The organism is Flavonifractor sp. An100 (assembly GCF_002161175.1).
Classification (GTDB): domain Bacteria; phylum Bacillota; class Clostridia; order Oscillospirales; family Oscillospiraceae; genus Lawsonibacter.
Window position 1 is genome coordinate 61,931 of the sequence record NZ_NFMA01000007.1, and the last position, 25,107, is coordinate 87,037.

Here is a 25,107-nt window from a genome sequence, read left to right on the forward strand (position 1 = left end):
CACCACCGTGACAAGATAAGGAGGCCTCTATGCAGTACGATTTTACCACTGTGATTGATCGCTCCGGCACCAGCAGCCGGGCGGTGGACGTAATTCCCATTCCGGGCGCCCAGGTAAAGGAGGGGTTTTCTCCCATCCCCATGTGGATTGCTGACATGAGCTTTGCCACCGTCCCCACCATTCCCCAGGCCATTGCCAAGCGGCTGGAGCACCCTCTGTTCGGGTACTTCAATCCCTCCTCTGAATATTATGACGCCATCATCCGCTGGCAGCAGAAGCGCAACGGGGTCCAGGGCCTGGAAAAGGAGCACATTGGCTATGAAAACAGCGTGTTGGGCGGCCTGATCAGCGCCCTTGGTGTGTTCTGTTCCCGGGGCGACAAGGTTTTGGTCCACTCCCCCACCTATATTGGCTTTACCAACAGCATGACCAACTGCGGCTATCAGCTCATCCACAGCCCCCTGGTGTTGGACGAAGCTGGGGTCTGGCGGATGGACTTTGCCGACATGGACCGGAAGCTGAAGGAGCATAAGATCCGCACCGCCATCTTCTGCTCCCCCCACAACCCCAGCGGCCGGGTTTGGGAGCCCTGGGAGATCGAAAAGGCCATGGAGGTCTACAAGGCTAACGACGTCATGGTCATCTCCGATGAGATCTGGTCGGACCTGCTCCTCAACGGCTACCACCACACTCCCACCCAGTCGGTGTCAGAGGATGCCCGGCAGCGGACTATTGCCCTGTATGCCCCCACCAAGACCTTTAACCTGGCGGGCCTGGTGGGCAGCTACCACATTGTCTATAATCCCCGTCTCCGGGACCGCCTGGAAAAGGAGGCCTCCCTCACCCACTATAATTCGGTGAACCTGCTGTCCATGCACGCCCTCATAGGGGCCTACTGCCCCGAGGGGGAGGAGTGGCTGACGCAGCTGCGCCAGGTGCTCACCACCAACGTGGACTATGCCTATGACTTCATCACCACCCACTTCCCCGGCGTGACCCTTTTCAAGCCCCAGGGCACCTACATGCTCTTCCTGGACTGCACCCAGTGGTGCGCCGACCACGGCCGCACCCTGGACGAGCTGCTCCGGGCGGGGGTCGAGGTGGGCGTCATCTGGCAGGACGGCCGCGCCTTCCACGGTCCCTGCCACATCCGTATGAATTTGGCCCTGCCCCTCTCCCAGCTCCAGGAAGCCCTGAACCGATTGGACCGCTACGTCTTCCATCCCCAGGGCTGATGGCGGAGTAAAATGGCGGCTTGCCGGCCATTTCTTGCATATTTTTCCTGTCTCCCACGGGAGCGGCCCTGAATCAGGCCGCTCCCCCCTGTTTTTTACGCAAGTTTTTTTCTTTCCTCGCCCATCCTTCCGTCAATCTGCACAGCTTTTTCCCCGCTCCCCTGTTTTGGGCGGATTTCTTCTTTCAATTGTATCAAAGTTTATATTCTTTCCGCCTCCACATGCTTTATTGTAGGAAAAACGGCAGAAGTTTCCCGATTTTCCGGGAATTTTTGCCCGGTGCGGCCCGGCTTTTGTCCGGCGAACCGGACGCGGGCGGGAACGGATTTAGCCTTGCTCTCCCGCCTTGTGTATTTTTCCGATTGACATTTGTGTGTCCCGCCCATATAATGGGCAGCAAATCGGAAATTTCCTTTGCGTCTTTCCGGTCCGCGGGCAGCTCCAGGCCCGCCTAGTTGAAATATACCAAGGAGGTAAATGAAGATGAAAAAGTATCTTGCCATGCTTTTGGCCGGCGCTCTGTCTGTGAGCCTGCTGGCCGGCTGCGGCGGCGACTCCGGCTCTTCTGCCAGCAGCACTGGTTCCGCCGGTTCTGCCGGCAGCGCCAGCTCCACCGGTTCTGACAGCTCCGCTGCCGACGGCACCACCTTTAAGCTGGGCGGCACCGGTCCCCTGACCGGCGGCGCCTCCATCTACGGCCTGGCTGCCCAGCGGGGCGCTCAGATTGCCGTGGACGAGATCGCGGAAGCGGGCGGCGACATCCAGTTCACCCTGCGCTATGAGGACGACGTCCACGACGCCGAGAAGGCCGTCAACGCCTACAACACCCTGAAGGAGTGGGGGATGCAGATCTCCCTGGGTTCCGTCACCTCCAAGCCCGGCGAGGCCACCTCGGTTTTGAACTATGAGGACCGGATCTTCGCTCTGACCCCCTCCGCCTCCTCCCCCGCCGTCATCGAGAGCAAGGACAACGTCTTCCAGATGTGCTTCTCCGACCCCAACCAGGGCCTGGCCTCCGCCCAGTACATCTCCGAGCAGAACCTGGGCGAGAAGGTCTTCATCATCTGGAAGAACGACGACGTGTACTCCACCGGCATCAAGGACCAGTTCGTGACTGAGGCTGAGGCTCTGAACCTGAACGTGGTGGGCGACGCCACCTTCACCACCGACAGCCAGACCGATTTCACCGTCCAGCTCACTCAGGCCCAGCAGGCCGGGGCCGATCTGCTCTTCCTGCCCATCTACTATGATGCCGCCTCTCTGATCCTGTCCCAGGCCAACGCCATGGGCTATGACCCCGCCATCTTCGGCGTGGACGGCATGGACGGCATCCTCACCGTGGACGGCTTTGATCCCGCTCTGGCCGAGGGCGTCATGCTGCTGACCCCCTTCAACGCCGACGCCCAGGATGAGGCCACCCAGGCCTTTGTCCAGAAGTACCAGGCCCAGTACGGCGAGGTACCCAACCAGTTCGCTGCCGACGCCTATGACTGTGTCTACGCTCTCAAGCAGGCCCTGGAGACCGCCGGCTGCACCCCCGACATGAGCGCGGAGGACATCTGCACCAAGCTCATCGAGGTCTTCCCCACCATCACCTTTGAGGGTCTGACCGGCGACGGCGCGGGTATCACCTGGGACAGCACCGGCGCGGTGTCCAAGAGCCCCAAGGGCATGGTCATCCAGAACGGCGCTTACGTGGGCATGGACTGATCCTCCGCCCCACCCCAATCAATACTGACAACCACAGAGGGCTGCCGGAGCCGGCAGCCCTCTGCCCCCTATTTTAAATGGAGTGAGCAGGGGCCCATGGGAAAGGGGCCGGAGACTGCGGCTGTTTTCCCATGGGTCCGGAGAGAGAAAAAAGGAGTGACGACATGGATTTCTTGACCCTGATGGATTACCTGATCCGGGGCTTGAGCCTGGGCAGCATCTACGCCATCATCGCCCTGGGCTACACCATGGTCTACGGCATCGCCAAGATGCTCAACTTCGCCCACGGCGACGTGATCATGGTGGGGGCCTATATATGCTTTTTCACCATGAACCGTGTGGGCGCCATGTTTGACCCGGAGACCCAGGCCCTGGCCGCCGCGGTGGCGCCCGCCCTGGCGGGGGTGCTGCTGTCCATGGTGGTGTGTACCGTCCTGGGCGTGGTCATTGAGGGACTGGCCTACAAGCCCCTGCGCCAGGCGCCCTCCCTGGCGGTGCTCATCACCGCCATCGGCGTGAGCTATTTCCTCCAGAATGCGGCCCAGCTGCTGTGGACCTCCAGCCCCAAATACTTCTCCCCCATCGTGGGCAGCGGCCAGGTTCAAGCAGGTCCCCTCACCATCTCCCATGTCATCCTGGTGACCATCGTGGCCTGCGTGGTCATCATGCTGGCCCTGACCTTCTTTACCAACAAGACCAAGATGGGCAAGGCCATGCGGGCGGTGTCCGAGGACAAGGGAGCGGCCCAGCTCATGGGCATCAACGTCAACCGCACCATCTCCATGACCTTTGCCATCGGCTCGGCCCTGGCCGCCATCGCCGGGGTGCTGCTGTGCTCCGCCTACCCCACCCTCACCCCCACCACCGGCTCCATGCCGGGCATCAAGGCCTTCACCGCCGCGGTCTTCGGGGGCATCGGCTCCATCCCCGGGGCCCTGCTGGGGGGACTGCTCCTGGGCATCATTGAGATCTTCGCCAGCGCCTACATCTCCACCCAACTGTCCACCGCCGTGGTCTTTGGTGTGCTGATCGTCATCCTGCTGGTCAAACCCGCCGGTCTGCTGGGCAAGACCGTGCGGGAGAAAGTGTGAGGTGGCCGGAATGACATCCTTGAAAACCATGAAAAAATCCACCCGCACCAGCTTTTTGACCTACGCTATGGTGGTGGTGGCCTTTGTCATCGTCCAGTCCCTCCGGGTCTTTAAGGACGGGGGCGTGGGCGCCGTGCTGGAGGGCCAGCTCATCCCCATCTGCGCCTACATCACCGTGGCCCTGGCCCTGAACCTGGTGGTGGGCGTGTCCGGCGAGCTGTCGCTGGGCCACGCCGGCTTTATGAGCATCGGTGCCTTTATGGGCTGCGCCATGGCCTCTGCCCTCCAGGATTCCGTCACCCTGGCCCCCCTGCGCCTGGCCATCTCCATGATCTTCGGCGCGGTGCTGGCCGGCCTGTTCGGCTTCCTCATTGGTATCCCGGTCCTCCGCCTCAACGGCGACTACCTGGCCATCGTCACCCTGGCCTTTGGTGAGATTATCAAGAGCATCATCACCAACGTCTACCTGGGTGTGGACAAGGACGGGCTACAGTTTAGCTTCCTCACCGACCGCAACCAGCTGGCCGAGGGAGGCATTGCCCTCATCAAGGGCCCCATGGGCGTGAACAACTCCGCCCGCATCTCCACCTTTGTGGCCGGCTTCATCCTGGTGATGATCACCCTCATTGTGGTCTTTAACCTGGTGAATAGCCGGGCCGGCCGGGCCATTATGGCCGCCCGGGACAACCGCATCGCTGCCGAGAGCGTGGGCATCAGCGTCACCAAGTACAAGATGATGGCCTTCGTCACCTCCGCCGCCCTGGCGGGCGCTGCCGGTACCCTGTACGGCTGTAGCCAGGTCACCTTTACCGCCACCAAGTTTGACTTCAACACCTCCATCCTGATCCTGGTGTTCGTGGTGCTGGGCGGTCTGGGCAATATGTGGGGCACGGTGATTGCCGCCGCCGCTCTGACCATCCTACCCGAGGCCCTGCGTGAATTTGCCGACTACCGCATGCTGGTATACGCCATCGTGCTGATTCTGGTCATGCTGGCCACCAACAACCCCACCATTCAAAGCGGCCTGAGCCGCCTGATTCAGCGGCTGAAGGCCGGGAAAGGAGGAGAGGAGCAATGAGCAGACTACCCAAAGAGCCGGTCAAGCTGGTACCCGTTCCCTCCACCAATAAGATTCCCGAGCGCGACATCGGCCAGAGCCCCATTCTGGAGTGCCGTCACCTGGGCATTGACTTCGGCGGCCTGGCGGCGGTGAAGGACTTCAACATGGCCATCGGCCGCACGGAGATTGCCGGCCTCATCGGCCCCAACGGCGCGGGCAAGACCACCGTCTTCAACCTGCTGACCAAGGTCTACCAGCCCACCCGGGGCTCCATCCTCATCGACGGCCAGGAGACCTCCCGGATGAACACCGTCCAGGTCAACCGGGCCGGCATTGCCCGTACCTTCCAAAACATCCGCCTGTTTGACAAGCTCAGCGTGGAGGACAACGTCAAGATTGGCCTCCACAATCAGATCCGCTACCCCATGTGGGACGGCATTCTCCGCCTGCCCAGCTACTGGAAGAAGGAGAAGCTGGCCCATGAGAGCGCCATGGAGCTGCTGTCCATCTTCGGCATGGAGGACCTGGCGGGCCACCAGGCCGGCTCCCTCCCCTACGGCGCCCAGCGCCGGCTGGAGATCGTCCGGGCCCTGGCCACCAACCCCTCTCTGTTGCTGCTGGACGAGCCCGCCGCCGGCATGAACCCCTCGGAGACCGCCGACCTGATGGAGAACATCGTCAAGATTCGGGACACCTTCCACATCGCCATCCTGCTCATCGAGCACGATATGAACCTGGTCATGGGCATCTGCGAGGGCATCTGTGTGCTGAACTTCGGTCAGATCATTGCCAAGGGCACCCCCGACGAGATCAAAAACAACCCGGTGGTCATTGAGGCCTACCTGGGCAAGGGCAACAAGGGCAACAAGGGCAACAAGAAAGGAGGCAAATAATTATGGCTATGCTCACCGTGGAGGACCTGAACGTCTATTACGGAGCCATCCACGCCATTAAAAATGTCTCCTTCTACGTGGATGAGGGGGAGATCGTCACCCTCATCGGCGCCAACGGTGCGGGAAAAACCACCACTCTCCAGACCATCTCGGGCCTGCTGCGCAGCCGCACCGGCTCCATCATTTTCCAGGGGAAAAACATCAGCAACACCCACCCCCACCTGCTGGTAGGCCAGGGCCTGGCCCAGGTCCCTGAGGGCCGTCGAGTTTTTCTTCAGATGTCGGTGGAGGAAAACCTGGAGATGGGCGCCTTTACCCAGCCCTCCTCCGGAGTGGACCGGGACCTGGAAATGGTCTACGCCCAGTTCCCCCGGCTGAAGGAGCGCCGCCGCCAGGTGGCGGGCACCCTGTCTGGAGGCGAGCAGCAGATGCTGGCTATGGGCCGCGCTCTTATGTCTCATCCCAAGCTGCTGATGCTGGATGAGCCCTCCATGGGTCTGGCCCCCATTCTGGTGGAGCAGATCTTCGACATCATCCGGGACCTGAACAAGCAGGGCTCCACCATCCTGCTGGTGGAGCAAAACGCTCAGATGGCCCTGTCGGTCGCCCACCGGGGCTACGTGCTGGAGACCGGCAAGGTGGTCACCACCGGCACCGGGGCAGAGCTTTTGAAGGATGAGGCCGTGAAAAAGGCCTATCTGGGCGGCTGATCTCCGCACATTCTCTCTAAAATTAAAAAAGAGCCGGACGGATGATTCCGTCCGGCTCTTTTTTATTCGCTTATCCTTTCTCTGCTCCAGCCATCCGCTCCCCCATATCCCGGCGGAGAAGCGCCAGCACCTCTTCCCCCTCCCCACAGTCCAGAGCCTTTCGGGCCAGCTCTTGGCAGTGGGGTGTGTCCAGGTGGGCCAGCACCGCCCGGATTCGAGGAATAGCCCGGGGCGCCATGGAAAATTCCCGCAACCCCATCCCCCAAAACAGAGGGAGCAGGAGGGGGTCGGCGGCCGCCTCTCCGCAGATTCCGCAGGGAATCCCCGCCTGACGGGCCGCCTGGGCCGTCATATTCATCAGCCGCAGCACAGCAGGGTGGCAGGGGGAATACAGGTGCTCCACTGCCGGATTGCCCCGCTCACAGGCCAGGGTGTACTGAACGAGATCATTGGTGCCAATGGAAAAGAAGTCCACCTCTTTGGCCAGACGGTGGGCCATCAGGGCAGCGGAGGGGATCTCCACCATGATTCCCACCCGGACAGGAGGAACAAAGGTCCCCTCCTCCTCCAGCTCCCTGCGGGCCAACTCCAACTGCCCCTTGGCCTGGCGCAGCTCCTCCAGCCCGGAGATCATGGGGAACAAAATGCCCAGATCCCCATAGCTGGCTGAGCGCAGCAGGGCCCGCAGCTGGGTACGGAACAGCTCTGGCTGTCTCAGGCACAGCCGAATGGCCCGGCAGCCCAGAAAGGGGTTGCGTTCCCGGTCCAGGGGCACGCTGGGCAGTTCCTTATCCCCGCCCATATCCAGCGTGCGAATATGCACCGGCCGGCCCTCCATCCCCTCCAGCGCCTCCCGGTAGGCTCGGAACTGGGCCTGCTCCCCCGGCAAGGCGGGACAGTCCAGATATAAAAACTCGCTGCGCAGCAGACCTACTCCCTCGGCCCCCGCTTGGAGGGCTAGGGCAGACTGTCCCTGCTCCCCGATGTTAGCATAGATATGCCCCTGTACCTGGTCGGCCGACCGGCTTTGGGCATAGCGGAAGACCTCCAGCCGGGCCTGTAGCTCCCGCTCCCAGTCCCGGCGCTGGACGAATCGCTCCCGCTCCTTCTCATCCAGGTCCGCGGTGACCGTCCCCTCATCGCCGTCCACCAGCACCTCCTGCCCCTCCCGGAGCAGCGTTTCAATACCCTTTAGTCCGCACACAGAGGGAATGCCTCGGCTGCGGGTGATGATGCCCACATGGGAGGAATAGCCTCCCTTTTGGGTCACAATGGCACACACATGGTCCAGATCCAGGCGCACGGTATCGGAGGGGGAGAGCTCCTTGACCACCACCACCGTTCCGGGTGGCAGCTGGTCCCAGCGGTCGTCCGGGTCCTCCAGGACACAGTCCAGCAGACGGCGGCGGATATCCTCCGCGTCCCCCGCCCGCTGCCGCATATAGCTATCCTCCAGGGAGCGAAAGGACTGGGCAATTTCCCCCAGTACCTTATCAATGGCCTGGGCCATATTCAGCCCCTCCTGGGTGATGGCCCGCTCAATGGGCTGCTCCACCGACTCCCGGTCCTGGAGGAAGGCCAGCTGGGTATCCAAAATCCCAGCCTCCTCCGCCCCCATCTGCTTGAACGCCCGGCGGCCCAGGGACCGCGTCTCCTCCACCGCCTGGGCATAGCACCGCCGAAACCGCTCTGCCTCCTCCGCCCGGTCGGCGGGCGGCTGCTGGGGCAGGGCGGCACGGGACCGGCACAGCAGCTTGACCCGTCCCAGCGCAGCACCGGGGGAGACTGGAGTGCCCTGATAAACCTTTGCCATGTCTCTCACCTCGTCCCTTCCCTGATCCCGTAACCCTATGAATCAAAAAAGGGACTGCCGCAGCAACCGCGGCAGCCCCTCCTGTTTTATTTCCCGCAGAAGTCCTTTGCCACTTCCACAATATGGTCGGCGCACAGCCCAAACTGCTTGAGCAGGGCGGCGGCGGGGCCGGAGTGGCCAAACTCGTCGTTGACGCCGATGCGCCGCACCGGGGTGGGGCACTTCTCGCTGAGCACCCCGCATACGGCCTCGCCCAGGCCGCCCAGGATGGAGTGCTCCTCACAGGTGATGATCTTGCCGCACTCCTGGGCGGCCTTCAGCACCAGCTCCTCGTCCAGGGGCTTAATGGTGGCCATGTTGATGATCCGGGCGGAGATCCCGGCCTCGGCCAGGGCCTTGCCCGCCTCAATGGCCTCCGCCACCATCAGGCCGTTAGCGATGATGGCCACGTCGGAGCCGTCCTGCAGCACTTCGCCCTTGCCAATCTGGAAGGAGTAGCCCTCCTCCTGATGGAAAACAGGAACGGCAGCACGGCCAAAGCGCATGTACACCGGGCCCACATACTCATAGGCGGCCCGCACCATGGCCCGGGCCTCCACGTCGTCGGCGGGGGACATGACCACCATGCCGGGGATGGAACGCATGAGGGCAAAGTCCTCACAGCACTGGTGGGAGGCGCCGTCCTCGCCCACGGAGATACCGCCGTGGGTGGCGCCGATCTTCACATTCAGGTGGGGGTAGCCCACAGAGTTGCGCACCTGCTCAAAGGCGCGCCCGGCGGCGAACATGGCAAAGCTGGAGGCGAAGGGCACCAGTCCCATGGTGGAGGCGCCGGCCGCCACAGCGATCATGTTGCTCTCGGCGATGCCGCAGTTGAAGTGGCGGTCGGGGAAGGCCTTCTTAAAAATCCCGGTCTTGGTGGCGCCCGCCAGATCGGCGTCAAACACGATCAGGTTGTCGTGCTCCTGGGCCAGCTCCTTCAGGGCGTTTCCGTAGCTGTCCCGGGTGGCAATTTTCTTCACATCTGCCATCTTACATCCCCTCCACTTCTGCCAGCTGAGCCTTCAGCTCCGCCATGGCCTGGGCGTATTCCTCATCGTTGGGGGCCTTGCCGTGCCAGCCGGCCTGGTCCTCCATGTAGCTGACGCCCTTGCCCTTGGTGGTCTTCATGACAATGGCAAAGGGGCAGCCCTTGGTCCCGCGGGCCAGAGTAAAGGCCGCCTCCAGCTGGTCAAAGTCGTGGCCGTCGATCTCCGCCACCCGGAAGCCGAAGGCGCGCAGCTTCTCCGCAATGGGATAGGGAGACATGACGTCGGCCACCCGGCCGTCGATCTGCAGGCCGTTGTTGTCAATGATGGCGCAGAAGTTGTCCAGCTTATAGTGGTGGGCAAACATAAAGGCCTCCCACACCTGGCCCTCCTGAATTTCGCCGTCACCCAGCAGGGTATAGACCCGGCAGCTCTTGCCCTGGTACTTGGCGGCCAGCGCCATACCAGCTGCGGCAGACACGCCCTGGCCCAAGGAGCCGGTGGACATGTCCACACCGGGTGTCTCATTCATATTGGGGTGGCCCTGGAGATGGCTGCCGATGTGGCGCAGGGTCAGCAGGTCACTCTCAGGGAAGAAGCCCCGCTGAGCTAGAGCGGCATACAGGCCGGGGGCGGTGTGTCCCTTGGAGAGGACGAACCGGTCCCGGTCCTCCCACTTGGGGTTGCTGGGGTCCACGTTCAGCTCCTTGCAGTACAGGTAAGTAAACAGGTCCGCGGCGGACAAGCTGCCCCCCGGATGCCCGGCCTTCGCCGCATGGGTCCCTTCGATGACTCCCATACGCACCTTACAGGCCGTAGCCATCAGTTGCTTTTTTTCGTTGGTTGTCATAGCGTGCTCCTTTTCACAGTTGTTCAGCACTGCAGCGGTACTGCAGTCCTGCCAGGTTTCCTTGGGTATTATTATAAAACACACCTTGGCAAAGTGCAAGAACCTCTCCGACCTTTTCCCGCCTCTCCATGTCCTTCTTGTAGCCGTCTTCCCCATTTCACTACTCCTGAGTAGAAAAACACCGGAGCAAGCGTGACATCGCTTACTCCGGCGTGGAGCTACTGGTGGGAATCGAACCCACAACCCCATCATTACGAGTGATGTGCTCTGCCATTGAGCCACAGTAGCTTATTCATTTTGGGGGACGGCTGGATATTATTATATCCGGTAACGCCCCGCTCGTCAAGAGCGAATGGCCCTTTTTCCCTGTTCCCAGGGACTCCGGCCCTGCCGCCCCCGGAAGGAAAGGGACGGCGCTCCCCGCGCCGTCCCTCTTCTTTTCCTCAAGATTCCGTCTGCACGCCTTCCAGCACCAGACTGAGCAAATCGTAGGCGTTCTGACCGCTCAGGCCCGTGCTCTGAGCCTGGCGGGCGCCATCCAGCAGCAGCTGGTTCTCCTCTGTCAGGGAGATCTCCTCCATCCGCCCCACATTCATCTCGTCCAGCCATTCTCCGGTCTGGCACACGCCGGAGATATACTCCTCCATGTGCTCCCCGGTCAGCTGGGCAAAGGCCTGACGGTAGAGGTTAAAAATGCTGTTCCAGGCGTCGGTGTTGGACGCCTCCTGCTTCAATCCCACCCAAGTGGCCTGGAAATACTCCGGCAGCTGTCCCATGGGCAGATAGTAGTAGGCAGCGGCGTAGTAGCAGGCGTCAAACTCCTCCTTGGCCATCAGATCCTGGGCGCAGCGGGTGGCAACCCCTGTCTGCCCGGTTTGGAGGGCGTTGGCCATGCGGTTTACTTTGTAGGTGGTGTCATCGTAGACCTCCAGGAAATCCACCATACCCATCTTGTCCACAAATTGCTCCGGCGTCAGGTTGCCCGCCTGGGTGAGACCGGCAAACTGGTAGGCCGCCGCAATGCTGCCCGCCTGGAGCAGGGTAAAGAGCACCGTCACTCCGCAGACCGCCGCAGCGGTCCCCCGCTGCTTTGCCTGGCTGACCCGGATTTCGGGGTCGGAATTGTGGATAATCAGGGCGGCAAACAGGGTAAAGACCACTACCTGGTACATCTGGGTGGACCAGACCACCTCCGTGAGGGAGTGGCTGATCATCATGGCCAGACAGGCAGCCAGCATGGGCAGCAGGGGGTCCCGGTCCCACTTCCAGCGCTTTACCAGCGTCCAGATGGCTCCGCCCAGCAAAAACAGGAAGGCGGCCAGGCCCAGCATGCCCGCCTCATCCATAATCTGGATCAAGTGGTTGTGGATATATTTGGATTCATAGTAGAAGCTCTGCACCGCCGTCAGTTGGCCTTCCACGCCTCCGGCGCCCCAGCCGATGAAGGGGCTCTGGCTCCACAGCTTTAAGCCGTCCCGAAAGAAGACCAGGCGCTGGATAAAGTTCTGGTTGGCCCACAGGGCCTGGAGACGGTTGGCGGCAAAGCCGGGGAGCAAGGGATAGCCCAGAGGCACCTTGGTGCCGCCGGAGAGAATGACCTGGTCCAGGTCCCCCTCCCCCCGCATCTCAAACCACACCACACGGGACCCCTGGGGGACGGTAAAGGTAGCCTCGGCCAGATCTCCGGTGTACAGCTGGGTCTGGGTGTGCATCATCAGCTCCTGCTCATTCTGGCTGTAAACACGCACCTGGACGGGGTTTTCCCAGCTCATCTCCTCCACCTGGTACTCGCCGGGCTCCAGAGCCACCGCCCGGGACAGGGTGGTCCCCGCGGTCAGGGTGGTACCGCCGGTGATGTTCATGGCGGCCACCGCGTAGACCAACATCAGCGCAATCAGCCCTCCAATGGCGATGCCCACAGCCTTCCCCTTGCTAGCCATGGCGGCAGCCAGGGGAAGGTCCACAAAGCGGTCCAGGGCCCAGATGGCCAGGCCGCACACCGGGGCCAGCGCCACAGGCAGCAGAGCTCCGGCTCCCGTCTTCCCCAGCATGGGATAGGCCACGAAGGCACACACCAGGGTGACCAGTACCGACTCTACCATCAGGAAAAACAGGCGCAGCCGTCCTTCTTTTCCCACGCACACCAGGTACACCAGACAGGTCACTGCAAAGGCTCCCATAGCGCCCATACTGAAGGAGAGGAAGAAGGCCAGGGCCTGAATGCCCAGGGTCAGACCGGCCAGCAGGCGGCCCTTCTCCTTCTCCTCGTTCTGGAGGAGGTACAGGGACAGGATCAAACCAAAGGCCAGCATACCGGCGGAGACATTGGCGTTGGAGTAAATACCGGTAATACGAACGCCCACCTCGTAGCCCATGGTGGCGGGATCATAGAGGGAGGCGAACAGGCCCATCAGCTTGGAAAGCAGGCCGCTGAGCACCTTCCAGGAGGAGGCGTCAATGCACAGCAGGCCCACCAGGGCCAGCACCCCGTTCAGGCTCCACAGCAGCCCCCGCACCCCGGTCTTCCGTACCCGGGCCAGGACCAGCCCAAACAGGGCCAGCGCCACCAGGGCCTTGATGCTCTCCTCCCTGGCATAGGCCCCAAAGTGGGACCACAGTCCGGAGCACAGGTACAAGGCGCTGTACACCACCACACCGGCCGTGAGCAGGCTGGCCCGCTGCCCCAGCAGGGCCATAGGCTCCCGTCCCACGGCCAGAATCAGGGCCACTACCACAAAGGCCACGGCAAACTGTCCGCTGATGGCGGTCACCGTTAAAAATAAGATCAGCGGCAGGATCACAGGGAACCAATTGCCGCGGCGGTCCTGCACCACCGCCATCCTCTGTCCTCGCTTTCGGCTCTCACCCAAAATCGTTCACTCCTTTTGCGTTTAAACAATGGTTTTTTCCTCCGCCCCCACCGGCAAGGCGGAGCGGTAATATTCCATCACCTGGGGCAGCACCCGGTCCAGACGATAGAGCTCCATCCCTTCCCGAGCCCGCGCTCCCAACCGTTCGCCCAAGCCGGGCTGGGTCAGCAGCCGTTCCACAGCCTGGGCAAAGCCCTCCTCGGACCCGTAGGGATACAGCAGGCCGTTCTCCTCCGGGCAAATGAGATCGGTATGTCCCTTTACCTCACTGGCCACCACTGGCAGCCCTGTGTACATGGCCTCCATCACATTAAAGGGCAGTCCCTCCGACCGGCTGGCGGACGCCGCCCCGTCGGCGGCGGCATACAGGGGGACCATATCCCCCACCTGGCCGGGAAACCTCACCCGGTCCTCCAGCCCCAGAGACAGGGCCAGGTCCCGGCAGGTGTCCCACAGCTCCCCCTGTCCGGGAAGCAACAGTTTCACCCGCTGGGGCAGACGCTGCAGCCCCCGAATCAGCACAGCCTGGCTCTTCCGGTGGGAGAACTCAGCGGCATACACCAGCACAAAGTCCTCCGCCCCAAAGCCCAGCTCCTCCCGCACCTGCTTCCGGTCCAGGGCTGCCGCCCCATCCAGGCGGGAAAAATCCACTCCAATGCCCGGAATAAAGGCCACCCGCTTCCCCAAGTGGAAGCGGCGGGCCACCTCCAGGTCGTAGGCGTTCATGGTCAGCAGCAGGTCGGTCTGGCCCGCCGTCAGCCGCTCCGCCCACAGCAGGATCTGCCGCTTTACTCCGGGGGTCCGGTCGTCAAAGAGGTAGCCGTGGGCCACATTGACCACCTTGGGCCGGTTTCTCATCCCGGCCACCGCCCGCCGGGTAAAGAAGGCGGCCAGAGAGGTGTGGGTACAGATGAGGTCACAGGGGTTCTCCTCCAAAAACCGGCGCAGCTGTCTCTGTGCCCGCAGGTTAGAGGGGGCGGTCATCTTCTTCTCAAAGGGCAGGGGCAGCACCTGGTCCGCCTCCGGCAGGGGCGCTTGCGCTCCTCCGCAGGCCACAGCCACCGTCCAGCCCGCCTCCCGAAAGGCCCGCAGATAGGGCAGGTGAAAGCTGCGGATGTGGGATAGGGTAGAGGCGGTAAACAGCACCCGCATGGCCTTCCTCCTTTCTTATCGTACCAGCTTCTCCCGGTTGGTAAACCGAGTCAACGTCATCAGCAAAATTTTCAGGTCAAAAAACAGGTTCCAGTTTTCAATGTAATATAGGTCATACTCAATGCGCTTTTGAATGGAGGTATCCCCCCGCAGCCCATTGACCTGGGCCCAGCCGGTAATGCCTGGACGGACCTGGTGCTTGACCATGTACCGGGGGATGTCCTCTTTAAACTGCTCCACAAAGTAGGGCACCTCCGGGCGGGGGCCCACCAAGCTCATGTCCCCCTTCAGCACATTAAAAAACTGGGGCAGCTCGTCAATGGAGAATTTCCGCAGCAGAGAGCCGAAGGGGGTCTTCCGCGGGTCCACATTCCGGCTCCAGCCGGTGGTCTCTTTGGCATTGACCCGCATAGACCGGAATTTATACATGAAAAAGGTCTTTTTGTTCAGTCCCACACGCTCCTGTTTAAAGAGAATGGGCCCGGGGGAGGAGAGCTTCACCCCCACGGCGGCCACCAGCATCAGGGGGGAGGTCAGCACAATCAGCACCAGCGAGCCGCAGATGTCCATGGCCCGCTTGAGAAAGGCGTTGCCCACGTTGTCCAGGGGGATGCGCCGCAGGTTAATGAGGGGTAGACCATCAATGTTGTCCACCTGGGGATTGGATGGCATGTAGGGGGCGTAGTCGGGGATGAGGGAGAGCTTGGTCCCCGTCTTTTCGCACAGGGTGATCACCTTGCCGGTAAGCCGGTAGTCCTCCGCCCCCATGGCCACGACCACCTCATCGGGGGCCGCCTTCTCTAAGATTGCCTCCAGCTGGTCATAGCCTCCCAGCCGCTTCACATCCCGCCAGCCTGTGCGGTCGGCCACATAGCCCGTCACGGTAAAGCCCAGGTTTCGGTCCCGGCGGACGGTATCCACGTACTTCTTTGCCATGGCTCCATCCCCCACGATCAGGACGTGTTTCTGGTTAAATCCCTGTCGGCGGTAGTAGTGCAGTGCCTTGCGCAGGACGACCCGCTTGAGCAGCAGCAGGACGTAGCACCAGCCGCAGAAAAACACCAGCAGCCAGCGGGACATCTCTGTAATGCGGAAGACGAACAGGGCGGTGATGAGGATCAGCGTCACCAGCAGGGTGCCGCTGAGCAGCCGGATTGCTTCCTTGTCCAGGCGGATGATCCGGTAGGAGTCGTACAGGCCCAGCACACCATAGGTGCAAAGGCACAGCAAAGCGGCGGCCAGCCCCAGCCAGACGTAGCTGGACAGGGGGAAGGACGGCTTGCCGCTGAGCAGGGAAAAGCGGCACCAGTGGGCCAGGAAAACGGCGGCAAAAACCAGCCCCCCGTCACTGAGCACGTGGAGCTGATTGAACAGCCTCTGATTTTCTTTAATCATTCGGGACCCTCCACACACAGGGGTGGCATACCCACAATGTCTACCCTATTTTTACACATTTATACGTTTTCCGCAACTCCTATTTTTCTGGCATCCAAAAAGGAGGAAAAATCCCATAGTTGCCCTTTCATTTCCAAAAAATGTATGAAAACGTCTGACAAAATTGTCATTCCTCCCCAGGTCAGAGGGGCGACAGGCCCGCACAAGAAAAAGGGGGAACTGCATATGGCAAGCAATCAGACCAGCTTTTACCAACTTAACCAGTGGGAGCCGGAGGACAAGGTACTCCGGGAGGAATTTAACGCCGATAACAGCAGGGTGGATGGAGCGCTCCACAGTCTGGCGGAGGAGGTGGGGGCCCGGGCCCTGCAAACGGAGGTGGACGGGCTGAAAACCCAGCTGGCCACCAAGGCAGCCCAGAGTGCGCTGGACAGCCTGTCGGCTTCGGTGACGGCGGGGCTGGCAAAAAAGTATGGCACGGACAATGCTTATATCAAAGCGGGGAACTACACCGGGGATGGGGCAGCAACCAGAACGATTTCGGTGGGATTTCAGCCCTCCCTGGTCATGATCTTTTCCATGGACTGCGGCAGCGTAGATCAGAATTATGCCTTTTTGTTGGGCGACAGCTCATCCCAAGTCGCTGTGTCGGTGGGATGGCGGAATAAGATTGTGTCGGACTGGCTCCGTTTGACCAGCAGTGGATTTACGCTGCAAATGCCATCCATATCCTTCACCCATTTTAACAGCGAGGAATGCAATTACCGCTATTTCGCCTTCCGATAAGTATGAAGAAAAGCAGCCCCCAAAATTGGGGGCTGCTTTTGGTTTGCCGAAGCTACGACCGGCATTCAGATCAAGGATCTGAATTAGCCGTCGACCTCAACGATCATGACAGCGACCAGGGAGCCGTCGTCAATGACCAGAACGGTCTTGTCGTTCTTGTCGGTCTTGATGCCGTTGACATCGGTGACGCTCAGGTCATCGCCGTCATAGTAGCCGACCACGACCACGTCGTCGCCAGAGGGACGATAGTCATACTCGTCGGTGCCCTTGTTGTAGTTGAAGCCCAGGATGCCGGCGGAGGTCAGCTTCTTGGTGCCCTTGTAGGTGTCTATCACGCTCACATCGGCAGGCTCAGTGGCATCCACGTCGGTCACAAAGCCCTTGCTGTTCTCGGTCTTGCCGAAGTACACGCCGATCTCCTTCTCGCCCAGCTTGAACAGCTCAGTCTGAGCAGCGCTGTCAGCCTTGACGTTCAGAGTGGTAACCTCGCCGTCCACGATGGCGTCATACACATAGTAGGTGCCGGAGGAGTCCTTGATGGGCTTCTTCTCGTTGGCGTCGCTCAGGCCAACCACGAAGAACACGTCCTTGGCAGCGCCCTTGACGGAAGCGCCCTCGTCAACAACCACGACCACCTTGGCGATGCCGCTCTTGGTGTAAGCGATCACGTTCAGGCCAGCGGCGCTGATCTCGGGAACGTTGTTGTAACCAACATACAGATCGTACTCGTCATCGCTGATGTCGTCAGCCACGATGAACACGGTGTTCTTGTCGGCGTTCAGGGTCTTACCGGCCAGCTTCACGCGGGAGGTGCCGCTCTTGGTCATGTCGGCGTCGCCCTTGTCGGTGACGTTGGTCTTGACGTTCATGGTGTAGGTGCCGTCGTCCTCCTTGGAGTAGGCAACGATCTGGTTGATCAGCTTGGAGTAATCGTCAGTATCCTTGCCGTCAGCACCCTTCAGGCCATACTTCTCAGCGGTGTCGCCGTCGATCTCAACCTTGGACAGGATGGTGCCGTCGGTCAGCAGCATCTTGGCATAGAACACGTCGTCGCCCTTGGAGAAGGTAGCCTTATCCACGCCGATGTCCATGACATAGGCATAGTCGTTGGACTCAGTGGCCTCGTCCATCATGATGATGTTGCCCTGGGCATCCAGGTAGAAGGCCACGTTCTGACCCACGGAGTCGGTGGTCAGCTTGTCGTCAGCAAAGGTCTTGCTGTACTTGTAGGTGGTCTCGTCGATGGTGACGCTGTCGTTGGCCTTGATCTTGCTGGCCTCGCCCTCAACGCGCTCAGCCAGGCCGATGACGGACTCAACAGTCCAGTCGTCAGTGCCAGCGTCATAGGACTTGGTGTAGAGGATGATGTCCTCCTCGTCATAGCCCTCGACATCGAACTCCAGGGAGTCGTCGTCGATGGTGATGGTGCCGTCGTCAACCTTGTTGATCTCAGCCACGAAGGAGTCCACGATGCAGACAATGACCTTCTCAGCGTCGTCATCAATGTAGACATAGGTGGTGGCGCCGCGGCTGGTGCCCTTCAGGTCCTTGGTGTTGTTGGCGGTCACGTCGGCCTTGTCGAACATGTCCTTGTCGTCGCCGGACTGGGTGTAGGTCTCCTCACCGTTGAGGTTGATGACCCAGGTATAGTCCTTAGCCACGTTCTTGCCCACGCCGTCGTACATGGCGTTGCTCTTCACAACGCCCTCAAACACCTGATCAGCATCCTTAGCGTAGGTGCCGATCTCAGCGGACTTGTAGGTCCACTCGTTGGCAGGAGCGCCAAAGTTGTTGCTGGAGTCATCGTCCAGCTTCAGGTCGCCCAGGTACAGCTTCTCGCCCAGCTCCACGATGCGCTCGCCGGAGTTAACCAGGCTGCCGGAGACGTTCAGGCTCTTGATGGCGCCAGAGTACTTCTCGCCGCTGGTGATGTAGTTGTAGGTGACCTTGCCGGCCTCGACGGTCACATCGCCGGCATCAACCTTGATGGTGTCGTCGTCAGCCTCAACCATGCCGGACTTCAGGGTGTTCAGAACCAGCTGAGCCACGTCGTTACGAGTCATGGCCTCGCGCACGCCGGACTCCACGTCCAGGAACAGGTCGATCTTGCTGCCCTGGCTCACGGTAGCCAGCTGCCAGTCATCGCCGAAATCGGACTGATACTGGAAGTAGCCCAGAGCCTTCATCAGCATCAGGGCAGCCTGAGCGGTGGTCACGGTCTGGTCGCCGCCGTACTGGGTGGCGCTGATACCAGAGGTGATGCCGTTGGTGTAGCAGGCAGCCACATAGGGCTCAGCCCAAGAGGGGACATCGGTGAAGGGAGAGGTGCCAGAGTAGGTGGCCACACGGTAGTCCATCAGGTTGGACATAATGACGGCCATCTCGTTACGGGTAACGTTCTGGTCCGGATTGAAGTTCCCCTTCTCGTCGCCGACCATAATGCCGACTTTCTGGAGAACCTCGATGGCTTCCTGGTTGTCCTCGGAAGACACATCCTTGTAGCTCGCGCCGGTGCCGACGACCATCAGGCCCAGGACCATGACGGAAGCCATCGCCAGGCTCAGAGCCCGCTTCAGGTTTCTCATTCGGAATTCCTCCTTATTGTTTTTCAGCCTAAACTTTTTAGGCTGTTTTTCCGGGATTTTCCCGGATTTTTTGAGGTTTTAGGAACGTTTTAAGGACGCTAGTCCTGTATAACACTCCTTACAGGCGGAAAAACGGGATGAAAAACAGGGAAATCAGAGAAAAAAGCCCTCTATTTTCGAAAAATAGAGGGCTGGTAGACATTTGGTAGACGGAGGGATTTTTGCAAAACTGGGAAATGCTCTTGTTCAATGCCTAAGCGGTTTTTTTGGTAGACATTTGGTAGACCACCTTAGTTAAAACAAAAAGGGCCGCCCCAAATTGGGGCGGCCCTAAAAACCAACCGAAACGAGAAATTTAACCCACAGAGACGTAGTCGCTGGAGACATAGCCCACGCCGCCTGCGCCGTAGTCGATCTTGTACCAGCCGCTGCCGGTATCCTCCAGGATGATGATCTGATCGCCGTTTTTAATGCTGGCCACCTTATCATAGGTGGAGCCGGGGCCGGAGCGGACATTCAGACCGTTTCCAGCGTTGACAATGGTGCCGGGGGTGTTGGCCGCCACAGGTCCGGAGGTGGTGTTGCCCGTGGTGCTGCCCGACCCGCTGCCGGTGGAACTGCTGCCAGAGTCGCTGGTCCCGCTGCCCTTACAGTAGACCACGCACTCTGCGCTCTTGTCTCCGGCCGTGGCCGTAATGGTGACCTTTTTCAGCTCGGAGCTGGTGTTTACATTTTTCACAATGCCGTCCTCATCCACCGTCAGCACGCTGGAATCGCTGCTGCTCCAGGTCACCTCTGTGCCCGCCGGGTCCACGGTGGCGGTAAACTGGTAGGGCTCGTTGGCCGGCAGAGTGATATCGGTACGGTTCAGGGAGATGGAGTTGACCGTCACCTGGGGCTGCTCCGTCTGGGACGAGCTGCCCGATGCACTGCTACCCTCCCCCGTCTGGCTGCCGGAGGAAACGGACGAGGAGCTGTCCGGCTGGGACTGGTCGGCGCCGGAGGCGTCGGTCTGGCTGGTGGAAACAGAGGAGCCTGCGCTTGACGCGCTGTTGTTCCCAAAAATCAGCGGACCTACGTACTTAATCACAATAAACAGTGCCGCGATAATCAGGACCAGGGAAATCACCAATCCCACCACCTGCACCGGGTGGACAGGGGCGCCGTAGCCCCCCTCTGCCACCCGCCGTCCGCTGATGCCCCGGCCGGGTCGCTCGTCGCAGAAGGGGCAGCGCTTATAGGTAATAGAGTAATCCTCTCCACAGTTCTCGCAGCGGATCACATCGTTGCGGCGGGGGGGCGTTTGTTTTTCCGAAGAGGCGCGGCGGGAGGGCGCCTGCCGCTCCGGGGCACTTCGCCTGTCCTGGGTACGCCGGGAGGGAGTCTTTCGTTCAGCCATGGTCATTCCTCCACATTACTTGCTATTTGACCGGCCCTGAGGCCGAAGGTCTTTATTCTTGTATTGTACAAGGAAATTCCTCACCCGTCAACGAGAAAAGTCGAGATAACAAAATATTCACAATTTTATGTCTACTTTTCTGCCGCCTTGACCACCCCCTCTCTTTTTCGTATAATAAGGTGTTAGATTAAGGATGGGAGGGTGCGCCATGAGGGGTACCATGACCGCCAGCGAGGTCCATAAACAGTACAGTGAGGCGGTGACCGCCTTTCGCAAGCTGATTCCCGACCCGGCTCTGCGCATGAGCTTCAGCCGCCAGGTGGACGGCTACATGCGCCAGTATGTGCTGGGGGTATGGCAGGCGGACAACGCCAGCGCCATCACGCCCCGCCATGTGGAATTTTATAACGCCATTTACTCCTCCGGCAATCCCGCCCCCTCTGCCCTCTACTGGGAGGTGGCCACCGGGGTGGCGGGCTTCGACCTGTTCCAGCCCCCCTCCTTCTTTGCCGACCTGCGCCAGTACGACCGCAGGAAGGGGACCACCCTGGCCCGGCGATTTGCTGATCAGCTTACCCTCATCCTGCTCCTCTTCGCCGCGGTGGACGACGTGGTCAGCGAGAGTGAGGCGGGCTTTGTCAACGCCTGCAGCGACACTCTCCTGGCCCTGTGTGACCGGGATGGCCTGAAATCTGACCGCCCTGCCCTCAATGCCGGAGACTTTGTCCCCCGTCGCAGCGCCCCTCCCGCTCCCGAGCCCAAAGGGCCCTCCGGCACCTCCACAGCGGTTCACCCGAACCTGGGAAAGGACAAACAGGAAGCCGACCAGCCCCAGAAGGAGCCGGAGCCCACGTTAGAGGAGCTGCTGGCGGAACTGGACGGGCTGTGCGGGCTGGAGAAGGTGAAAAAGGACGTCAAGAGCCTCATCAACCTGGTAAAGGTGCGCCGCCTGCGCCAGGAGGCGGGGCTCCCCGTCCCTCCCATGTCCCTCCACCTGGTCTTTATGGGCAACCCGGGCACCGGCAAGACCACCGTGGCCCGGCTGCTGGCCAAAATTTACCACGCCATCGGCGTACTGAGCAAGGGGCAGCTGGTGGAGGTGGACCGGTCGGGCCTGGTGGCCGGCTTTGTAGGCCAGACCGCCCTGAAAACCCAAGAGGCGGTGCAGAAGGCCATTGGGGGCGTGTTGTTCATCGACGAGGCCTACGCCCTGGTCAACCAGGACAGCGGCAACGACTTTGGCCGGGAGGCCATCGAAGTGCTGCTGAAGAACATGGAGGACCACCGGGACGACCTGATCGTCATCGTGGCGGGGTACACCCAGCTGATGGAGAAGTTCATCCATGCAAACCCTGGTTTGGAGTCCCGGTTCAATAAGTATTTCTTCTTTGAGGACTACGACCAGGATCAGCTGATGGACATTTTCCGCTCCATGTGCAAAAAGAACGGATATACCCTGACCCCCTCCGGGGAGGAGGCCGCCCAGGGCGTGCTACAGGAGCTCTACCAAAAGCGGGACGAGAACTTCGGCAACGCCCGGGAGGTGCGCAACCTCTTTGAGAAGGCGGTGGCCCGCCAGTGTGACCGGGTGGCCGGGCTGGACAACCCCACCAAGGAGCAGCTCATGGAGCTGCTGCCCGGAGACCTGACGGAGGAACCCACCCCGGGCGGGGAAGGGGTACAATAAGGAAGGTTTTATGAGAATTGCCTGTTATACCTTGGGCTGCAAGGTCAATCAATATGAAACCCAGGCGCTGGAGCAGCTATTTACCCAGCGGGGTCATACCCTGGTCCCCTTCGAGGGGGAGGCCGACGCCTACGTCATTAACACCTGTAGCGTCACGGCGGTGAGTGACAAGAAGTCCCGCCAGGTGATCCGCCGGGCCCGAAAAATGGCCCCGGACGGCGTGATCGCCGTGTGCGGCTGCTACCCCCAGACCCACCCCGGCGACATGGACGGCCTGGGGGTGGACCTGGTGTCGGGCACTGGGGACCGGCTGGGCTTTGTAGAGCTGTTGGAGCGGACCTGGAAGGAGCGCCAGCCCGTCACCGCCCTGGACAACGCCCTGGAGCGGCGCACCTTTGAGGTGCTCCCCGCCGGAGGGCTGGAGGGCCGCACCCGGTGCATGCTGAAGGTCCAGGACGGCTGTGTCAACTTCTGCTCCTACTGCATCATCCCCTACGCCCGGGGCCCCATCCGCTCCCTCCCCCTGGAGGAAGCCCGGCGCCAGGCCAAACATCTGGCGGAGGAGGGCTACCGGGAGCTGGTGCTCACCGGCATTGAAATCTCCTCCTGGGGCCAGGAGTGGAGGGACGGCTCCTCCCTCCTTGACCTGATCGAAGGGGTGTGCCAGGCGGCCCCCCAGTGCCGGATCCGCCTGGGTTCTCTGGAACCCCGGACCATCACGGAGGACTTTTGCCGCCGGGCCCGGGAGCTTGGCAACCTGTGCCCCCACTTCCACCTCTCCCTCCAGTCGGGCTGCGACACCGTTTTGCAGCGCATGCGCCGGAAGTACGGCACCCAGCGCTACTGGGAGAGCGTCCAGCTGCTGCGGGAGCACTTTGACCGCCCGGCCATCACCACCGACCTCATCGTGGGCTTCCCGGGGGAGACGGAGGAGGAATTTCAGCAAACTCTGGACTTTATTGGCCGGTGCGCCTTCTCTGCCATGCACATCTTCCCCTATTCCCGCCGCCCCGGCACTCCGGCGGCCTCCATGCCCGGCCAGGTGACCGCCGCCGTCAAGGAGGAGCGCTCCCACCGGGCCGCCCGGCTGGCCGCCGGGATGGAGGAGACCTACCTGGCCAGTTGGGTGGGGGAGACCGTCTCCGTCCTCTTTGAGGAGGAGCGGGAGGGGCTGTGGTGGGGCCACACCACCCATTACACCCTGGTGGGGGTACCCAGCGGGGAGGACCTCCACAACCAGCTGCGCTCCGTCCGTCTGGACCGGGTGGAGGGGCAGAGCCTGGTTGGGACCTTAACCTGAGATATTTGCCCATATTTGCTGTATTTTTGGTTGCAAAACCAGAAAAGCTGTGATATAACAGCTGTTGCCAAATGCAGACCCGCCGGAGAGCCCATGAGCCCCGGTTTTACTTGAGAGGAGCGCATCACCAATGAGCCAGGAACCCAATTATACTGCCAATCCGGGCAAGCAGCTTCTCCGCACCGTGGACGGTGTGGACTACCTGCGCATCCCAGTGAAAACCCACCTCATCACCAAGGACGACGACATGGCTGATGTGGTTTTGAAGTACCCCAAGGACCAGATGCAGGAGGGCGACATCCTGTTTATCTCAGAAAAGGCGGTGGCCTGCACCCAGAGCCGGGCCATCCCCATGGAGGACATCAAGCCCCGCAAGCTGGCCGTCACCCTCAGCCGCTACGTCACCAAGACCCCGGCGGGCATCGGCCTGGGCATCCCCGAGACCATGGAGATGGCCCTCCAGGAGTGCGGCACCCTGCGCATCCTCTTCGCCGCCTTCTGCAGCGTCATCGGCAAGCTGCTGGGACAGAAGGGCTGGTTCTACCTCGTGGCCGGCCCCAAGGCCCGGGGCATCGACGGCCCCACCGAGGGCACCATCCCGCCCTATGACCACTACGTGGTCCTCACCCCCGCCGACCCCATGGGCACCTCCAAGAAGCTGGCCCAGGTCCTAGGCCACCCCGTGGCCATTGTGGACATCAACGACCTGGGGGCCAACATCCTTGGTTTCTCGGAAAAGGAGCCCTCTATGGCCCAACTGGCCAAGATTCTGGGGGACAACCCTCTGGGCCAGTCCAGCGAGTGCACCCCCATGGGCATCATCCGTCGGGCATAAGAAGATAAAAAACCGGCGCTCCCGCCAACCTAAGCCGGAGCGCCGGTTTTTGTTATGAATGTTCCTCCTGCCGGGGGTCGGGAAGGTCGATGTAGATGGGCTCGTGTCCCACCGCCTGGACATAACGCAGCAGGTCCTCCCGGGCAAGGCGCAGGGTGGAGGTGGAGATCCCCGGGTGGCCACTGATGAAGTCGTCCTTCATCAGGTCCCGGTCGATGACCAGCTGCACTGCCCCCTCCCGGTCAAAGAGCAGCTCCAGGGCAGACACAGAACCTGGGATGGTCTGGAGATACTGCTCCATATGCCCCTCGTCGGCAAAGGACAGCCGGGCACAGCCCAGCTGGGCAGAGAGGTATTTGGTCTTGAAGGGTTTATCGCCCGGCATCATCAGCAGATAGAACTGGGTCTGCTGGCGGTTGCACAAGAAGAGGTTTTTACAGATCTTGGCCCCCAACACGGACTCAATCTTCAGGCAGTCCTCCATGGTGTCGGCGTGGTCGTGATCCACCCGGGCAAAGGGGATGGACAGCTGGTCCAACCGGTCGTAAATGGCTTCCTCCTGGGGGATGCGCTTGTCCTGGGGGCGGCCCTGATACAGGGTGTGGTCGATGTTCATAGCGTTCACCTGTCTTTTGTGAATTTCATGTGTCTCAGCATACCACGTTCCCACAAAAATGTACAGTCCAAGCCGGGAACAACCCGGCGCCG

Annotated in this window: 19 protein-coding genes and 1 tRNA gene; 10 read left to right on the top strand and 10 right to left on the bottom strand. The window is 61.1% G+C overall.

Features of this window, described 5'->3' with window-relative positions; all coding sequences use genetic code 11:
* The first annotated feature begins 29 nt into the window (after positions 1 to 29).
* The 6 genes from B5E43_RS05825 to B5E43_RS05850 all read left to right on the top strand — a co-directional run bounded on the left by B5E43_RS05825 (position 30) and on the right by B5E43_RS05850 (position 6,699).
* Complete coding sequence (locus B5E43_RS05825; RefSeq protein WP_087394552.1) at positions 30 to 1,235, top strand: aminotransferase class I/II-fold pyridoxal phosphate-dependent enzyme; 1,206 nt, start codon at positions 30 to 32, stop codon at positions 1,233 to 1,235.
* Between the two features lie 483 nt (positions 1,236 to 1,718).
* Positions 1,719 to 2,945 (top strand): ABC transporter substrate-binding protein, encoded by a 1,227-nt coding sequence (locus B5E43_RS05830; RefSeq protein WP_087394553.1) that lies wholly within the window; start codon positions 1,719 to 1,721, stop codon positions 2,943 to 2,945.
* Positions 2,946 to 3,118: 173 nt separating this feature from the next.
* Positions 3,119 to 4,036: a branched-chain amino acid ABC transporter permease gene (locus B5E43_RS05835; RefSeq protein ID WP_087394635.1), complete on the top strand. Its 918-nt coding sequence runs from the start codon at positions 3,119 to 3,121 to the stop codon at positions 4,034 to 4,036.
* Positions 4,037 to 4,046: 10 nt separating this feature from the next.
* Positions 4,047 to 5,114, top strand: a complete 1,068-nt coding sequence (locus tag B5E43_RS05840; RefSeq protein WP_087394637.1) for a branched-chain amino acid ABC transporter permease — start codon at positions 4,047 to 4,049, stop codon at positions 5,112 to 5,114.
* Positions 5,111 to 5,989 carry an ABC transporter ATP-binding protein gene (locus tag B5E43_RS05845; RefSeq protein WP_087394554.1) on the top strand — a complete coding sequence of 293 codons (879 nt, stop codon included), beginning with the start codon at positions 5,111 to 5,113 and terminating at the stop codon, positions 5,987 to 5,989. The genes B5E43_RS05840 and B5E43_RS05845 overlap by 4 nt, the downstream gene beginning before the upstream one ends.
* A gap of 8 nt (positions 5,990 to 5,997) precedes the next feature.
* Positions 5,998 to 6,699, top strand: a complete 702-nt coding sequence (locus B5E43_RS05850; RefSeq protein ID WP_087394639.1) for an ABC transporter ATP-binding protein — start codon at positions 5,998 to 6,000, stop codon at positions 6,697 to 6,699.
* Between the two features lie 70 nt (positions 6,700 to 6,769).
* Here B5E43_RS05850 and ptsP read toward each other — a convergent pair whose 3' ends face one another.
* From ptsP to B5E43_RS05885, 7 genes are all read right to left on the bottom strand, one after another.
* A complete protein-coding gene (ptsP, locus tag B5E43_RS05855; RefSeq protein WP_087394556.1) occupies positions 6,770 to 8,512 on the bottom strand; it encodes a phosphoenolpyruvate--protein phosphotransferase in 1,743 nt (580 codons plus the stop codon).
* Positions 8,513 to 8,598: 86 nt separating this feature from the next.
* Positions 8,599 to 9,543: a transketolase family protein gene (locus B5E43_RS05860; protein WP_087394559.1), complete on the bottom strand. Its 945-nt coding sequence runs from the start codon at positions 9,541 to 9,543 to the stop codon at positions 8,599 to 8,601.
* Between the two features lies 1 nt (position 9,544).
* Positions 9,545 to 10,642: a transketolase gene (locus tag B5E43_RS05865; RefSeq protein ID WP_343214274.1), complete on the bottom strand. Its 1,098-nt coding sequence runs from the start codon at positions 10,640 to 10,642 to the stop codon at positions 9,545 to 9,547.
* Positions 10,604 to 10,678, bottom strand: a tRNA-Thr gene (locus tag B5E43_RS05870). Before B5E43_RS05870 ends, B5E43_RS05865 begins: the two co-directional genes overlap by 39 nt.
* 155 nt (positions 10,679 to 10,833) lie before the next feature.
* On the bottom strand, positions 10,834 to 13,260 hold the full coding sequence (locus B5E43_RS05875; RefSeq protein ID WP_087394560.1) for an O-antigen ligase family protein: 2,427 nt from the start codon (positions 13,258 to 13,260) through the stop codon (positions 10,834 to 10,836).
* Positions 13,261 to 13,281: 21 nt separating this feature from the next.
* Positions 13,282 to 14,412 (bottom strand): glycosyltransferase, encoded by a 1,131-nt coding sequence (locus B5E43_RS05880; protein ID WP_087394562.1) that lies wholly within the window; start codon positions 14,410 to 14,412, stop codon positions 13,282 to 13,284.
* Between the two features lie 15 nt (positions 14,413 to 14,427).
* Entirely contained in the window at positions 14,428 to 15,807 is a 1,380-nt protein-coding gene (locus B5E43_RS05885) for an undecaprenyl-phosphate glucose phosphotransferase (RefSeq protein WP_087394564.1), read from the bottom strand.
* A 225-nt stretch (positions 15,808 to 16,032) separates the two neighbouring features.
* Between B5E43_RS05885 and B5E43_RS05890 the strand changes: the two genes are divergently transcribed.
* Positions 16,033 to 16,593: a hypothetical protein gene (locus B5E43_RS05890; RefSeq protein ID WP_143382957.1), complete on the top strand. Its 561-nt coding sequence runs from the start codon at positions 16,033 to 16,035 to the stop codon at positions 16,591 to 16,593.
* 83 nt (positions 16,594 to 16,676) lie between these two features.
* On the opposite strand, the gene B5E43_RS05895 is transcribed toward B5E43_RS05890, so the two are convergent.
* Together B5E43_RS05895 and B5E43_RS05900 are read right to left on the bottom strand one after the other, a co-directional pair.
* A complete protein-coding gene (locus B5E43_RS05895) occupies positions 16,677 to 19,178 on the bottom strand; it encodes an S-layer homology domain-containing protein (protein WP_087394568.1) in 2,502 nt (833 codons plus the stop codon).
* A gap of 355 nt (positions 19,179 to 19,533) precedes the next feature.
* On the bottom strand, positions 19,534 to 20,577 hold the full coding sequence (locus B5E43_RS05900) for an SH3 domain-containing protein (protein ID WP_158098975.1): 1,044 nt from the start codon (positions 20,575 to 20,577) through the stop codon (positions 19,534 to 19,536).
* A 208-nt stretch (positions 20,578 to 20,785) separates the two neighbouring features.
* Here B5E43_RS05900 and B5E43_RS05905 point away from each other — a divergent pair, with 208 nt between their 5' ends.
* The 3 genes from B5E43_RS05905 (at position 20,786) to B5E43_RS05915 (ending at position 24,399) form a co-directional block, all read left to right on the top strand.
* On the top strand, positions 20,786 to 22,264 hold the full coding sequence (locus B5E43_RS05905) for an AAA family ATPase (RefSeq protein ID WP_087394572.1): 1,479 nt from the start codon (positions 20,786 to 20,788) through the stop codon (positions 22,262 to 22,264).
* Positions 22,265 to 22,274: 10 nt separating this feature from the next.
* Positions 22,275 to 23,564, top strand: a complete 1,290-nt coding sequence (mtaB, locus tag B5E43_RS05910; protein ID WP_087394574.1) for a tRNA (N(6)-L-threonylcarbamoyladenosine(37)-C(2))-methylthiotransferase MtaB — start codon at positions 22,275 to 22,277, stop codon at positions 23,562 to 23,564.
* Positions 23,565 to 23,694: 130 nt separating this feature from the next.
* Complete coding sequence (locus B5E43_RS05915; RefSeq protein WP_087394575.1) at positions 23,695 to 24,399, top strand: coenzyme F420-0:L-glutamate ligase; 705 nt, start codon at positions 23,695 to 23,697, stop codon at positions 24,397 to 24,399.
* Between the two features lie 52 nt (positions 24,400 to 24,451).
* Here B5E43_RS05915 and B5E43_RS05920 read toward each other — a convergent pair whose 3' ends face one another.
* Entirely contained in the window at positions 24,452 to 25,015 is a 564-nt protein-coding gene (locus B5E43_RS05920) for a prolyl-tRNA synthetase associated domain-containing protein (protein WP_087394577.1), read from the bottom strand.
* Positions 25,016 to 25,107 lie beyond the last annotated feature (92 nt).

Bases quoted from the DNA above. Each gene is read 5' to 3' on its own strand.
- B5E43_RS05860 (WP_087394559.1), bottom strand. From the start codon at position 9,543: ATGGCAGATGTGAAGAAAATTGCCACCCGGGACAGCTACGGAAACGCC.
- B5E43_RS05915 (WP_087394575.1), top strand. From the start codon at position 23,695: ATGAGCCAGGAACCCAATTATACTGCCAATCCGGGCAAGCAGCTTCTC.
- B5E43_RS05895 (WP_087394568.1), bottom strand. From the start codon at position 19,178: ATGAGAAACCTGAAGCGGGCTCTGAGCCTGGCGATGGCTTCCGTCATG.
- B5E43_RS05890 (WP_143382957.1), top strand. From the start codon at position 16,033: ATGGCAAGCAATCAGACCAGCTTTTACCAACTTAACCAGTGGGAGCCG.
- B5E43_RS05880 (WP_087394562.1), bottom strand. From the start codon at position 14,412: ATGCGGGTGCTGTTTACCGCCTCTACCCTATCCCACATCCGCAGCTTT.
- B5E43_RS05825 (WP_087394552.1), top strand. From the start codon at position 30: ATGCAGTACGATTTTACCACTGTGATTGATCGCTCCGGCACCAGCAGC.
- B5E43_RS05905 (WP_087394572.1), top strand. From the start codon at position 20,786: ATGAGGGGTACCATGACCGCCAGCGAGGTCCATAAACAGTACAGTGAG.
- B5E43_RS05900 (WP_158098975.1), bottom strand. From the start codon at position 20,577: ATGGCTGAACGAAAGACTCCCTCCCGGCGTACCCAGGACAGGCGAAGT.
- B5E43_RS05845 (WP_087394554.1), top strand. From the start codon at position 5,111: ATGAGCAGACTACCCAAAGAGCCGGTCAAGCTGGTACCCGTTCCCTCC.
- B5E43_RS05840 (WP_087394637.1), top strand. From the start codon at position 4,047: ATGACATCCTTGAAAACCATGAAAAAATCCACCCGCACCAGCTTTTTG.
- B5E43_RS05885 (WP_087394564.1), bottom strand. From the start codon at position 15,807: ATGATTAAAGAAAATCAGAGGCTGTTCAATCAGCTCCACGTGCTCAGT.
- mtaB (WP_087394574.1), top strand. From the start codon at position 22,275: ATGAGAATTGCCTGTTATACCTTGGGCTGCAAGGTCAATCAATATGAA.
- B5E43_RS05850 (WP_087394639.1), top strand. From the start codon at position 5,998: ATGCTCACCGTGGAGGACCTGAACGTCTATTACGGAGCCATCCACGCC.
- ptsP (WP_087394556.1), bottom strand. From the start codon at position 8,512: ATGGCAAAGGTTTATCAGGGCACTCCAGTCTCCCCCGGTGCTGCGCTG.
- B5E43_RS05920 (WP_087394577.1), bottom strand. From the start codon at position 25,015: ATGAACATCGACCACACCCTGTATCAGGGCCGCCCCCAGGACAAGCGC.
- B5E43_RS05865 (WP_343214274.1), bottom strand. From the start codon at position 10,642: ATGATGGGGTTGTGGGTTCGATTCCCACCAGTAGCTCCACGCCGGAGT.
- B5E43_RS05830 (WP_087394553.1), top strand. From the start codon at position 1,719: ATGAAAAAGTATCTTGCCATGCTTTTGGCCGGCGCTCTGTCTGTGAGC.